Source organism: Streptomyces sp. GQFP, assembly GCF_021545335.1.
In the GTDB taxonomy this organism is placed as follows: Bacteria; Actinomycetota; Actinomycetes; order Streptomycetales; family Streptomycetaceae; genus Streptomyces.
In genome coordinates this window covers 3,858,011-3,871,229 of sequence record NZ_CP089312.1, presented here as the reverse complement: position 1 = coordinate 3,871,229, position 13,219 = coordinate 3,858,011, and the positions used below count along the sequence as shown (strand labels likewise).

Genomic DNA, 13,219 nt, shown 5'->3' with positions numbered 1-13,219 from the left:
GGGAATGAGAGCTGCGGGATGAGCATCGACCAGCTGCTCGTCGTGGTCGCCGCGCTGTGGGGCGCGGCGGCCGGGACCCTCGTACCCCGCGCCGCCTACCGGTTCTCCGTCCCGCCCGAGGAGCCCTGGCAGGACAGCTGTCCGCAAGGGCACTCCCTGGGTGGCTGGCTGGGCCGGGCGCGCTGCGCGGTCTGCGCCGGAGGCGAGCCCACCCGGGACGCCGGGCACCTCGCGGCGGACACGACAGCACCCTCGTACGACAAGAGCGCCGCGTACGGCCCCAGCACCCCCCTCCTCGCCCTCGTCACCGCGCTCGTCTGTGCCGCCCTCGCCGCCGCGACCGGTACGCGGCCCGAACTGGGGGCCTGGCTGCTGCTCGCGCCCGTCGGGGTGCTGCTGGCGGTCGTGGACTTCCGGGTGCAGCGGCTCCCCGACCTGCTGACCCTTCCGCTGGCCGGCGCCACCCTCGTCCTGCTGGGCGTGGCCGCGCTGCTGCCCGAACACGCGGGCGACTGGCTCACCTCCCTCCTCGGGGCGCTGGTGCTCGGGGGCGCGTACTTCGTGCTCTTCCTCATCAGCCCCAACGGCATGGGCTTCGGCGATGTGAAACTCGCTCTGGGGCTCGGGGCCGTCCTGGGCTGGTACGGCTGGGGGAGTGTCGTGCTCGGCACCCTTGCGGGGTTCCTGTTCGGCGGCCTGTACGGGCTCGGCCTCGTCGTCGCTCGACGGGCCGGCCGCAGGACATCCATCCCCTTCGGCCCGTTCCTGATCTCGGGCGCGTTCGTCGGGCTGCTGATCGGTGCGTACGCGGCCTGACGTGAGGCCTGGCAGGGCGCTGACGTAGGCTGGAGCGGTCCGCCCCACCCCTGCCGAAGGGACGCCCGGTGACCGAGAACGCCGACCTTGTGCCGTTTGATGTCGCAGCCGTCCTGGACCGTGCCGCCGCGGGCGGGCGGATCACCCCCGAAGAGGCGCTCCACCTCTACCGCGACGCCCCGCTGCACGCGCTCGGCTCGGCCGCCGACGCCGTACGCCGCCGCCGGTACGCGGGTACGGAACACATCGCGACGTACATCATCGAGCGCAACATCAACTACACGAACGTGTGCGTCACGGCGTGCAAGTTCTGCGCCTTCTACGCCGCCCCCAAGGACAAGGCCAAGGGCTGGACCCGCGACCTCGACGACATCCTGCGCCGGTGCGCGGAGACCGTCGAACTCGGCGGCACGCAGGTCATGTTCCAGGGCGGCCACCACCCGGACTACGGCGTCGAGTACTACGAGAAGCACTTCGCCGCGATCAAGGCCGAGTACCCGCAGCTCGTCATCCACAGTCTGGGGGCGAGCGAGGTCGAGCACATGGCCCGGATCAGCAAGGTCAGCGTGGATGAGGCGATCTCCCGTATCCACGCGGCCGGTCTCGACTCCTTCGCCGGCGCCGGCGCGGAGCTGCTCCCCGCGCGCCCCCGCAAGGCCATCGCGCCCCTCAAGGAGTCCGGCGAGCGCTGGCTGGAGATCATGGAGACCGCGCACGGGCTGGGCGTCGAGTCGACGTCCACCATGCTCATGGGCACCGGCGAGACCAACGCCGAGCGCATCGAGCACCTGCGGATGATCCGTGACGTACAGGACCGGACGGGCGGCTTCCGCGCCTTCATCCCGTACACCTACCAGCCCGAGAACAACCACCTCAAGGGCCGTACACAGGCCACGATCTTCGAGTACCTCCGCATGATCGCCATCGCGCGCCTCTTCATGGACAACATCGCCCACATCCAGGGCTCGTGGCTCACCACGGGCAAGGAGGCCGGCCAACTGTCCCTGCACTACGGCGCGGACGACCTCGGCTCGATCATGCTGGAGGAGAACGTCGTCTCCAGCGCCGGCGCCAAGCACCGCTCCAACCGTATGGAGATCATCGACCTGATCCGCAAGGCGGGCCGCGTCCCCGCCCAGCGGACCACGACGTACGAGCACATCGTCGTCCACGACGACCCGGCGAACGACCCGGTCGACGAGCGTGTCATGTCCCACATCTCCTCCACCGCGATCGAGGGCGGCACGGCCCACCCCGAGCTGAAGCTCCTCACTTCCAACTGACGTCCCCGTGCTGACGATTCACGCCGCCGACGGGGTACGCCTGGACTGGGCCGCGGAGCCCCTGAAGGACGCCGCCGTCGCCGTCGACGGCACGAGGATCGCCGCCGTGGGCCCGCTCGTGGAGCTGGCGGAGCGGTTCCCGGGGGCGAGAGTGCGCGAGTGGCCGGGAGGCGTCCTGGGCCCGGCCCTCGTCCACGAAGGCCCACTCCCAGCCGCCCCGACCCCACGCGAACGCGTCCACGCCCTACTGAAGGCGGGCGCGGTGGCGGTCCTGGAGGAGTCCGTCACCTCCCCCGACCTCCGCTCAGCCGCCGCGCGCAACGAGGTCCTCGTACTCCGGCACACGCGAACCCCGGAAATCGTGGAGGGCGAGCGAGCGGACCTGGCGGTGTTCGACGGGGGCGGGGTGTGCATAGCAACGGTATGCAGTGGACGTCTTGTACACAGACGCCGGTGAGCTGTCGCTTTTAGGGGCGCGGGGCTGTGGCATTGTGCGGCTCCGCCGCGTGGGCGCGACAAGCCCCCACAGCCCCGCACCCGACAAACAACCAATCTCACCCCGAAAACGCCACCCCAAACGCCCCCGCCTCCTGAGAAACCCCACTGCAATCGGTCGCCGCATCATCAGACGCCGAATTCCCGTCCTCACACTCCTGATCCCGAAATGTCGACCACATAGACACCCACGCAACCCCCTTCTCCTCCGCGAATGCCCGCACTTCCGCCGCATCCGCCAGCGAAAACGTCTCATTGTCGACGTCGTTCACACCGATCATGGAAGTAAGAGCCATCCCCTTCCACGCCCCCTCGTCCGACAACCCGAAGACGTCGGCGAGCTGATCATGCGTAGCCGTCGCGGACGTGATCGCGTACTGCCCCATGTCGTCGGTGTATTCACTCCCGTAGTTCATCGTCATGATGTTGACGGTGGACACCTGCACGGAGTTGTTGTTCGCCGAGTCGAGCAGGGACACGCTGTCGTCGTCGAGGCCGCTCGGCATGACGGGCAGGGTGAAGGAGACGCTGACGTCGCTCCGCTCCTGCTGCAGCAGCGCGATCGCCTTCGAGCGCAGCTCGACCGAGTCGGAGTCGGTGAGCGCGTCACCCTCGACGTCGAAGTCGGCCTGGGTCGAACCGGCCGCGTCCAGGGCCGCGCCATAGGCCTTGGCCAGCGCGGACGCGCTGTCGCAGACCTCGGCCAGCTCCTTGCCGGAGGCGCCGCCGAAGGAGACCCGGACCGAGCTGCCGCTCGCCGTGAGCGCGGCTATGCGGGACTTGACGGCCGAGTCGCCGATGGCCGTCGTACCGTTCCACTTCGGCGTACAGGTCGTACCGTCCGAGATCACGAACGCGAGGTTGTACGTCGACGGTGAGCCTGCGCTGTCGTTGTCGTTCGCCTCGGTGGCGCTGACGTACGGGGCGAACCCGGTCGTCGACTCCGTGCTCTCGGAGGACGAGGCGCTCGGCGAGGCCTGTTTGGAAGGGGCCGCGGACGCGGCGTCGGAGCCGCTGTCCGCATCGCTGTCCGAGCCCGATGAGCACCCGGCGCAGGTCAGGGCAACCAGACATGTGAATCCGGCGGCCGGCCTCAGGAAACGCCTCATGGCGCATGCACCCGCTTTCGTGATTTCCGTCTCAGGATGGAAACGTCTCAGGATGGAAACAAAGTGTGTTTCCGAAGTGGATCCGGAGTGGAAAGGTCTCACACGAGGCTGTCCTTCATGAGGTCGATGAACGCACAGCGGACTCATGGACAGTGCACCGTGAAGGGCGCGAATGGGGCAAGTAAGTCGGACAATCGAGCCCTTTCCATCAGGGGCGGGTTGCGCAGGCTTCCGGGGAATCTCTCAGAGGATGCACAGGTTAAGGAGTTTCTCATGGGCGTCTCACATGAGAACCAGAGTTTCAATCACATAAACGCCTCCTAATGTCCGGGGAATGCATTCCGAGCCTGCCATCGAAAACCGTGCCGCCAGTAGCGGCGGCCGTCGCCGTAAGAGCGGCAACGGGTCCAACGGGTCCGCAGAAGGTCCCGTGTTCGTTGACAACTCCGGCCGCCGGGCGAAGCTGCTCCGGCGGTTCGGCACCTTCGTGGGTGTCGTCTGCCTTGGGTATGCCGTCGTGCTCGGCATGGCCTTCATGGGCTGGGGCACCTCGCTCACCCCGTCCTCGCTGCTGCCCTTCGGGGGCGGCGGCCCCGGCGGCAGCCAGGGACCGGGCGGCAACCAGCAGCCGCAGGGCGGCATCGGAGCGGCCCCCACGGGCGCTCCCACCGGAGCCGCCACCCCGCCCGCCCAGCCCTCCGGCATCCCGCCGGCGGGCGTTGCCACGGGCGAGCCGCCCGCTTCGGCACCGACCGCGACCGCCACCGCGTCCGCCTCCGCGGCCGCCAACTGACCGGAACGCAGCCACCACATGACTACGACGACCACCTCGCGCGGCCGCAGGCGCGCCCCCTCGAAGGTGCAGCGGGCCGCCGGCAAGGCCGCGGCGCTGCAGAAACCACGAGTCATCCTCGCCATGCTGCTCCTGCTCGCGCTGACCAGCGTGATGCTGCTCGACGGCTATCTGCGCGCGGAGGTCGGCGGCGACCAGCGCGTACGCACCGGGGCCAGCGCCAGCGATGTCCCCGACGAGGTCATCGACGGCGGGCCGATCCTCAGCTTCCGCAACGGACAGGCCGTGAGCCAGTCCGTGCCGGACAAGACGATCGCGCTCACCTTCGACGACGGCCCGAACCCCACCTGGACGCCCCAGATCCTGGAGATCCTGGAGGAGTACGACGTCCCCGCCACGTTCTTCGTGGTCGGCTCGATGGTCTCGCGCTACCCGAGCATCGTGAAGACGATGGTCGAGGACGGCAACGAGATCGGCATCCACACCTTCACGCACGTCGACCTCTCCTACCAGAGCGACGCCCGCGTCAACCGTGAGATGGAGCAGACCCAGCTCGCCCTGGCGGGCGCGGCCGGCATCACGACGACGCTGTTCCGGGCGCCGTACTCGTCGGAGGCGGACGCCATCGACAACTACAGCTGGCCCGTCTACAAGAAGCTCGGCGAGGAGGGCTACACCAGCGTCTTCGTCGACACCGACAGCGACGACTGGAAGCGCCCCGGCGTCTCGAAGATCATCAAGTGGGCCACGCCGGAGGACGGCGCGGGCGCCTCGGTGCTCTTCCACGACGCCGGCGGTGAGCGCTCGCAGACGATCAAGGCGCTGCCGACATACATCAAGAAGATGAAGGCGGCGGGCTACACCTTCACCACCATCAGCGGCGCGATCCAGCAGGAGCAGTCGAGCGCGCAGCAGGCGGCCACCGGTACGGCCGGCTCGGACGCCAGTGCCAGCCCCAGTGCCAGCCCCAGCGCGAGCGCCACCGCGGGCACGGACACCGCCACGAGTGCTCCGAGCACCGCCGAGGGCCAGCAGCCCGGCGGGGCGCCGGTAGGCCAGCAGGGCAACGGGCAGCAGCAGGGCAACGGCCAGCCCGGCACGGGTCAGCAGGGCAGTGGCCCGGGAGGCGCGGGGACCGTGAACCTCCTCCAGGCCGCCCATCGCACCGCCACCGGCGCGACCCTCTACGAGGGCAAGGCCCTCATCGCGGCCGTCGCCGTCGCCGAATGGGCGGTACCGGGCCTCGCGACCGGACTGGCGGTGGTCGGGTTCGCCGTCATGGGCCGGTTCGGGATGATGCTGATCCTCGCCCGCCGCCACTACCGGCAACGCAACCGGAAGCGCGGCAAGGGCGGCAAGTTCAGCTGGGGGCCGACGGTCACCAGGCCGGTGACCGTGATCGTGCCCGCGTACAACGAGAAGGAGTGCATCGCCAACACCCTGGAGTCACTGGCGAAGAGCACCCACCCGATCGAGATCATCGTCGTCGACGACGGCTCGGACGACAACACGTCCCAGATCGCCCGCGACGCGGCCATCTCCTTCGGCATGACGAACGTACGGGTCATCCGCCAGGAGAACGCGGGCAAGCCGGCCGCCCTCAACAACGGTGTCCGCAGCGCCAGTTACGACATCGTCGTGATGATGGACGGCGACACCGTCTTCGAGCCGGACGCCGTGCACCAACTCGTCCAGCCCTTCGCGGACCCCGAGGTCGGCGCGGTCGCGGGCAACGCCAAGGTCGGCAACCGCAACACGATCATCGGCGCCTGGCAGCACATCGAGTACGTGATGGGCTTCAATCTCGACCGCCGTATGTACGACCTGCTGCGCTGCATGCCCACCATCCCGGGCGCGATCGGCGCGTTCCGTCGCGACGCGGTCCTGGAGGTCGGCGGTATGAGCGAGGACACGCTCGCCGAGGACACCGACATCACCATCGCGATGCACCGCGCGGGCTGGCGGGTCGTCTACCAGGAGCACGCCAGGGCCTGGACGGAGGCTCCCGCCTCGCTGAAGCAGCTGTGGAGCCAGCGCTACCGCTGGTCGTACGGCACCATGCAGGCCCTCTGGAAGCACCGCAAGTCCCTTACGGACAAGGGCCCTTCGGGCCGCTTCGGCCGCGTGGGCATGCCCCTGGTGGTCATCTTCCAGATCATCACGCCGATCTTCGCCCCGCTGATCGACCTGTTCACCGCCTACTCGATGATCTTCATCGACTTCCAGGCGGCCCTGCTGGCCTGGCTGGCGGTCCTCGGCATCCAACTCGTCTGCGCGGCCTACGCGTTCCACCTGGACAAGGAGCAGTACAGGTATCTCCTCATGATGCCGCTGCAGCAACTGGCGTACCGCCAGATGATGTACCTCGTCCTGATCCACTCCTCCATCACCGCCCTCACCGGCGGCCGCCTGCGCTGGCAGAAACTGAAGCGCACGGGCGAGGTAGGCACCCCGGCGGGGGCGAACTGATGAGCTGGGGGACGGATCAGCAGGGCTACGGCCAGAACGACGCCTACGGCAACAACCATGGCTACGGCTATGGGTACGAGTACGGACAACAGCCGTATCCGCAGGAGCCGTACCCCCAGCAGTACGTCGAGTACGGCCAAGTCGGCCATGGGCAGCAGGAGTACGCGACGCCCGACGTCAACGACACCAAGGAGACAGCGCTTCCCGAGCCCGAGTCCCAGCCCGAGCCCGACCTCCCGCCGAAGGCGCAGAAACCCGCGGGCCGTGACCGCTACTTCGACGCCCTCCGGGCCGTCGCCCTCGTCCGCGTCGTCACCTACCACACCTTCGGCTGGGCCTGGGCGGGCATGGTGTTCCCCTCCATGGGGGTCATGTTCGCCCTGGCCGGCACGCTGATGGCGAAGTCCCTGGAACGCCCGGCCCTCAAGGTGATCAGGAGCCGGATCCGCCGGCTCCTGCCCCCCTTCTGGTTCTGGGGCTTCTTCGTGATCGTCGCGATGATGGTCCACGACTGGATGCCGGGCTGGCAGATCGTCTTCTGGATCGTGCCGCTCGGCGATCCGCCGGGCAATGCCTGGGGCCAGCAGGCCTGGGAGATCCTCTGGTACCTGCGCACGTACCTCTGGTTCGTCCTGCTGTCCCCGGTGCTGCTGCGGGCGTTCCGGCTGGCCCCGGTGGCCGTCCTGCTCCTCTCGCTGGCCCCGATCGTGGTGTTCCACAACTTCTGGGAGCCCCCGGACAACCGCTTCGGCAGCGCCCTCACCGACCTGGCCACCTTCCTCTTCTGCTGGATGCTCGGCTTCGCGCACCGCGAGGGCGTCCTGCAGCGGCTCAAGCCGGCCCTGGTGGTCCTCTTCTCGCTCGCCGCCATCGGCTTCGGCGGCTGGTACGCCTTCACCCACCAGGCCGAGACGGGCTCCTACGACCTCGACGACATCCCGCTCGCGCAGGCGTTCTGGTCGGCGGGCTTCGTGACGCTGCTGATGTACGCGAAGGCCCACTTCGAGATCGACTTCGCGTGGCTCACCCGCTTCAAGCGGCTCGACCGGATCGTGACGATCTTCAACGCGCGCGCCGTCACCCTCTACCTCTGGCACGAGATCGCGCTGGTCCTGGCCGTCCCGCTGATCGACCAGTTCTGGAACATCCCGGCCTTCGAGAAGTACCTGCCGCTGGAGAGCCAGTGGTTCATGTTCGGCGTCGGCTGGATCCTGATCGCCGTGTTCATCCTGCTCTGCGGCTGGGTGGAGGACGTGGCAGGCAAGAAGAAACCGAAACTGCTGCCGTAGGCGGCCGGAGGGTGCGACGACGGGCCGGGCGCTTCGGGTACGTCCGGCCCGTACTGCCACAATGGGCACGTGACCCGCGCATCCCTGAACAAGCAGCCGCACGAAGTCGCCTCGATGTTCGACGACGTGGCGGAACGGTACGACCTCACGAACGACGTGCTGTCGCTCGGCCAGGACCGCGTGTGGCGCAAGGAGGTCGCGAAGGCGGTCGACGCCCGCCCCGCGCAGAAGATCCTCGACCTGGCCGCCGGCACGGCCACGTCCTCCCTGCCCTTCGCCCGCACGGGCGCCTACGTCGTCCCCTGCGACTTCTCCCTCGGGATGCTCAGGGTCGGCAAGCGCAACCACCCCTGGCTGCCCTTCACGGCCGGGGACGCCACCAAGCTGCCCTTCAAGGACGACACCTTCGACGCGGTGACGATCTCCTTCGGGCTGCGCAACGTCCAGGACACCGACGCGGCACTGCGCGAGCTGTACCGGGTCACGCGCCCCGGCGGACGGGTCGTGATCTGCGAGTTCTCACACCCGACCTGGACGCCCTTCCGCACGGTGTACACCGAGTACCTCATGCGCGCCCTGCCCCCGGTCGCCCGCGCGGTCTCCTCGAACCCCGACGCCTACGTCTACCTCGCCGAGTCCATCCGCGCCTGGCCGGACCAGCCGGCCCTGGCGGAACTGCTGCGCGAGGCCGGCTGGTCCAAGGTCGCCTGGCGCAACCTGACGGGCGGCGTCGTGGCCCTGCACCGGGGCTTCAAGCAGCCCTGACCCCCACCTTCCCGTATGGGGTCCGACACGGGATCCGATCGACTCGAACGCTTCCCCGGGCCGGTCGTGCTCGCGCTTCAGCCCACCCCTGGGCGGCTTCGGCACGCGCGGCTCACGCACCCCCGCGCCCCCGCCGCCCTCCCCGTCCCCGAAGTCGAACCACACGGTGACGACGGCACCGCGCGGAATCTCGACGCCGGGCGGCGGGTACTGCCGTACGACGTAGTCGACGACGGCGAGATGGAACTCGGGCCGGTCGGGCGCGGCGAGCAGCACCCCGTGTGCTCTGGCCCTCTCACGCGCGTCCATGGCCATCAGGCCGACGAGCCTCGGCACGCGCGCCTCGGGCATGTTGGGTGTTGAGTGCACAGACGTCACCCCCAGCGGTACCGGCAGAGTAACCCCGGCCGAGTACCGCCCGGAAGCGCTAAGTATTTTTCTGCGCCAAATAACTACTGTGCGTCACAATTTTGGATCTCCATCGGGAATCAATCGGTCGAAGTCGGTCAGAGGTCAAGCCGGTAGCAGTGCCCCTCCTGCTTCGACGTAGGCGTCCTGAAGACCTCGACGAGTCGCATGCCCAGCCGCCGGGTGACCGCGATGGACCGCTCGTTGCGGGCGTTGACCATCGCGACCACGCTGGGCACGCCCGCCGCACGCACCCGCTCCAGGGTCAACTCGGCCGCCGCGGTGGCGTACCCCTGGCCCCAGTGGGCCCTCCCGAGCCGCCAGCCGATCTCGATCTCCCCCTTGGGCCCCCAGTCCTGCGGCCACGGCTGGGCGCCCGTGAAGCCGATGACCTGGTCCGACTCGTCGAGCATGGTCCAGAAACAGAACCCGTACTCGGCGTCGTGCCGACGCTGGCGCGCGGTGAGTTCCTCGTAGGCGGACACTTCAGCCGATCTGCCCCCGTGGAACTCCATGACATCGGGGTCGTCGAAGACCCGGTGCCACGCGAAGGCGTCCTCGTCGGTGGGAACACGCAGGCGTACTACGGGGAGCGCTCGGTTCACGGGGCAGCCCTTCAGCCGGGTGATCAGTACTGCTGAATAGACTGCCCATGTCCAGTGCCGGTCGGCACACAGATTTGAGAGTCTTGGGGAGAACCCGCCGTGACCGAGCCCCTCTCCGAAAACACCGCCGATGTCATCGTGGTCGGGGCCGGGCCAGCCGGTTCCACCACCGCCTACTACCTGGCGAAGGCCGGACTCGACGTGCTGCTGCTGGAGAAGACCAGCTTCCCGCGCGAAAAGGTGTGCGGCGACGGCCTGACACCCCGGGCGACCAAGCAGCTCGTCGCGATGGGCATCGACATCTCCGAGGAGGCCGGCTGGCTGCGGAACAAGGGCCTCCGCATCATCGGCGGCGGCGTCCGCCTCCAGCTCGACTGGCCGGAACTCGCCTCCTTCCCGGACTACGGCCTCGTCCGCAAACGCGACGACTTCGACGAACAACTCGCCCGCCAGGCCCAGAAGGCGGGCGCGCGCCTGTACGAGCGCTGCAACGTCGGCGCCCCGATCACCGACGACCGCACCGGCCGCATCACCGGCGTGCACGCGAAACTCGGCGAGGACAAACGCGAGGTCACCTTCCACGCCCCGCTGGTGGTCGCCGCCGACGGCAACTCCACCCGCCTCTCCCTGGCGATGGGCCTGCACCGCCGCGAGGACCGCCCGATGGGCGTCGCCGTCCGGACGTACTTCACGTCTCCCCGCCACGAGGACGACTACCTGGAGTCCTGGCTGGAACTCTGGGACCGGCGAGGCGCCGAGGACCGCCTGCTCCCCGGCTACGGCTGGATCTTCGGCATGGGCGACGGCACGTCGAACGTAGGTCTGGGCGTTCTGAACACCTCGGACTCCTTCAAGGAACTCGACTGGCGCGAGGTCCTGAAGGCCTGGTGCGCGTCAATGCCGGAGGAGTGGGGCTACACCCCCGACAACATGACCGGCCCGATCCGCGGCGCCGCCCTCCCCATGGCCTTCAACCGGCAGCCCCACTACACGAAGGGCCTGCTGCTCGTCGGCGACGCCGGCGGCCTGGTGAACCCCTTCAACGGCGAGGGCATCGCCTACGCCATGGAGTCCGGCCAGATCGCCGCCGACGTCATCGTCCAGGCCCACGCGCGGGCCACCCCGGCCCAGCGGGAGATCGCGCTCCAGCGCTACCCGCGCGTGCTCAAGGACACCTACGGCGGCTACTACACGCTCGGCCGCGCCTTCGTGAAGCTCATCGGCAACCCGAAGGTCATGAAGATCGCGGCCGAACGCGGCCTGACCCACCCCCTGTTGATGAAGTTCACCCTGAAGATGCTGGCCAACCTGACCGACCCGACGGGCGGCGACGCGATGGACCGCATCATCAACGGCCTGAGCAAGGTGGCCCCGAAGGCGTGACCGGCAGAGTTTCCTTCAGCGGGTGAGGCCCTCTCGTGCTCAGGAGCTGAGGGCCTGCTCCTTGGCGGCCCGTCGCGCGAACACCGCCTCGCGACGGTCCGCCACCTGCCGCAGGGCTTCCTTCCGCTCCCGCCTGGAGAGCCGGTCGAGATACACGCGCCCGTTCACGTGGTCCGTCTCGTGCTCCAGACACCGGGCGAAGTACCCCGTCCCCTCGACGACCAGAGGGTTCCCGTCCTGATCGAACCCGCGCACGACGGCACGGTCCGGGCGGGGTACGTCCATCATGGCCCCCGGCACGGACAGGCACCCCTCGCCCTCGTCGAGGAGGCGCCGGTCGCCGGCGTCGAGCGGCTCCAGCACCGGGTTGACGATGTGCCCGACATGGCGGACACCGTCGTCGTCCGGGCAGTCGTACACGAACAGCCGCAGATCGACGCCGACCTGGTTGGCCGCGAGCCCGGCCCCGTCGGCCACCTGCATCGTCAGGAACATGTCGTCGATGAGCGCCGCGAGTTCGGGCCCGAACTCGGTCACGTCCCGGCACGGCTTGTGGAGCACCTCTTCGCCCACTTCGGTGATCCGCCGCACGGCACCACGCCGTGCCTCGGGCGTGAGCCGCGGATACGAGTCGACGGGCCTGCCCTGTACGAAGACACGAGGCATCGCTGTCTCTCCTTCTGCTGTGTGGAGTACCGAGGAGGTACCGGGGCATCAGCCTCACACAGCCATCCCCCGCAGGGGGCGGAGACAGGGAACGGAGAAGGGCCGCCGCCGACCAGCGGCAGCGACCCTCATCCACCGCTCGCTCAGAGAACGCGCACCGCACCCGTCGCCGGGTAGCCCGAAAGGTCCTGAATGACAACGCCCTTGGACGGGTTCGCCGCGTCCAGGTACTGGCCGTTACCGACGTACACCCCGACGTGGTACGCCGAACCCTTCGCACCCCAGTACAGGATGTCGCCGACCTGGATGTTCGACAGGGAGACCTCGGTGCCCTGCATCGACTGGTCCTGCGAGACCCGGGGGAGATCCACGCCGACCTGCTTGAACGCGGCCTGGACCAGGGAGGAGCAGTCCCACGCGTTGGGGCCCGTGGCACCCATGACGTAGGCGTCGCCCAGCTGAGCCTTGAGGAAGTCGACGACGGTCGCGACGCTGCCGCTCGCGGGGGCGGTCACCTGCGACGAGTCCGAGCTGGAGGCGGACTCCGAGGAGGTGTCGGATGCCGCCAGCGTGGCGCGCTCGGCGGAGCGGGACACAGCGGCCTCTGCGGCCGCCTTGCGGGCGGCCTCGGCCTGCTTCTTGGCCTCCGCCTTCTTCTTGGCCTCCGCGAGGTCCTTCCTGGCCTCCTGGGCCGCCTTGGCGGCTGCGGCGTCACGCTCGGCCTGGAGCTCGTAGTTCGCGGCGGCCAGCTGCGTGGCGTCCGCGGACTCGGCGATCTGAGCGGCCAGGTCGGCCGTGAGGGTGGGCAGTTCGAGTGTCTGCGTCACAGGCTGCTCGGCGGCGCTCGCCGCACTGGACGCACCAGCCACTGCCAGGGTGCTGAGAACGCCACCGGCGACTCCTGCGCGCATGGCCAACGACGAGTTGCCGGCACGCCGGGGCTTCCGGTGGCTTCGTATGTGAGCGGTAGCGGTGTGGGACATGGGTACTAGCGGTACCAGGGGCTCCTCCATACCTTCAAGAAACGTGTGCTGCGCCACAGTTGTTCAATGGAGCGCCCAAATTCCCCGAGCGTCACTCTTTATTGACGCCGTAACGGGCATTGCGGACAGTGGCGATCATGCCTGTGATCATGCGC

At 68.8% G+C, this 13,219-nt stretch carries 12 protein-coding genes and 1 pseudogene; 8 read left to right on the top strand and 5 right to left on the bottom strand.

What is annotated here, in order from left to right:
* Positions 1-18 precede the first annotated feature (18 nt).
* The 3 genes from LUX31_RS17000 (at position 19) to LUX31_RS16990 (ending at position 2,556) form a co-directional block, all read left to right on the top strand.
* Positions 19-816: a prepilin peptidase gene (locus LUX31_RS17000; RefSeq protein WP_235475628.1), complete on the top strand. Its 798-nt coding sequence runs from the start codon at positions 19-21 to the stop codon at positions 814-816.
* Between the two features lie 68 nt (positions 817-884).
* Positions 885-2,099: a cyclic dehypoxanthinyl futalosine synthase gene (gene mqnC, locus LUX31_RS16995; protein ID WP_235475627.1), complete on the top strand. Its 1,215-nt coding sequence runs from the start codon at positions 885-887 to the stop codon at positions 2,097-2,099.
* Between the two features lie 7 nt (positions 2,100-2,106).
* Positions 2,107-2,556 (top strand): imidazolonepropionase-like domain-containing protein, encoded by a 450-nt coding sequence (locus LUX31_RS16990; protein WP_235475626.1) that lies wholly within the window; start codon positions 2,107-2,109, stop codon positions 2,554-2,556.
* A gap of 97 nt (positions 2,557-2,653) precedes the next feature.
* Here the strand turns inward: LUX31_RS16990 and LUX31_RS16985 are convergent, their stop codons facing one another.
* Positions 2,654-3,703, bottom strand: a complete 1,050-nt coding sequence (locus LUX31_RS16985) for a chitinase (RefSeq protein WP_235475625.1) — start codon at positions 3,701-3,703, stop codon at positions 2,654-2,656.
* 430 nt (positions 3,704-4,133) lie between these two features.
* On the opposite strand from LUX31_RS16985, the gene LUX31_RS16980 reads away from it, so the two are divergent.
* From LUX31_RS16980 to LUX31_RS16965, 4 genes are all read left to right on the top strand, one after another.
* The gene (locus LUX31_RS16980) at positions 4,134-4,496 is read left to right on the top strand and encodes a hypothetical protein (RefSeq protein WP_328285663.1); all 363 of its coding nucleotides are present in this window, start codon (positions 4,134-4,136) and stop codon (positions 4,494-4,496) included.
* Between the two features lie 18 nt (positions 4,497-4,514).
* Entirely contained in the window at positions 4,515-6,965 is a 2,451-nt protein-coding gene (locus LUX31_RS16975) for a bifunctional polysaccharide deacetylase/glycosyltransferase family 2 protein (RefSeq protein WP_235475623.1), read from the top strand.
* Positions 6,965-8,254, top strand: a complete 1,290-nt coding sequence (locus LUX31_RS16970; RefSeq protein WP_235475622.1) for an acyltransferase family protein — start codon at positions 6,965-6,967, stop codon at positions 8,252-8,254. The genes LUX31_RS16975 and LUX31_RS16970 overlap by 1 nt, the downstream gene beginning before the upstream one ends.
* Positions 8,255-8,323: 69 nt before the next feature.
* Entirely contained in the window at positions 8,324-9,019 is a 696-nt protein-coding gene (locus tag LUX31_RS16965; RefSeq protein ID WP_235475621.1) for a demethylmenaquinone methyltransferase, read from the top strand.
* Between the two features lie 42 nt (positions 9,020-9,061).
* Here the strand turns inward: LUX31_RS16965 and LUX31_RS16960 are convergent.
* A pseudogene (locus LUX31_RS16960) lies at positions 9,062-9,370 on the bottom strand (PASTA domain-containing protein); the annotation flags it as partial.
* Positions 9,371-9,525: 155 nt separating this feature from the next.
* A complete protein-coding gene (locus LUX31_RS16955) occupies positions 9,526-10,032 on the bottom strand; it encodes a GNAT family N-acetyltransferase (RefSeq protein WP_235475620.1) in 507 nt (168 codons plus the stop codon).
* Positions 10,033-10,131: 99 nt separating this feature from the next.
* On the opposite strand from LUX31_RS16955, the gene LUX31_RS16950 reads away from it, so the two are divergent.
* Positions 10,132-11,415 (top strand): geranylgeranyl reductase family protein, encoded by a 1,284-nt coding sequence (locus LUX31_RS16950; RefSeq protein WP_235475619.1) that lies wholly within the window; start codon positions 10,132-10,134, stop codon positions 11,413-11,415.
* Positions 11,416-11,454: 39 nt separating this feature from the next.
* On the opposite strand, the gene def is transcribed toward LUX31_RS16950, so the two are convergent.
* Both def and LUX31_RS16940 read right to left on the bottom strand, forming a co-directional pair.
* Positions 11,455-12,081, bottom strand: coding sequence for a peptide deformylase (def, locus tag LUX31_RS16945; RefSeq protein ID WP_235475618.1), 627 nt, complete (start codon positions 12,079-12,081; stop codon positions 11,455-11,457).
* 143 nt (positions 12,082-12,224) lie between these two features.
* The gene (locus LUX31_RS16940) at positions 12,225-13,094 is read right to left on the bottom strand and encodes a C40 family peptidase (RefSeq protein ID WP_235475617.1); all 870 of its coding nucleotides are present in this window, start codon (positions 13,092-13,094) and stop codon (positions 12,225-12,227) included.
* Positions 13,095-13,219: the final 125 nt, after the last annotated feature.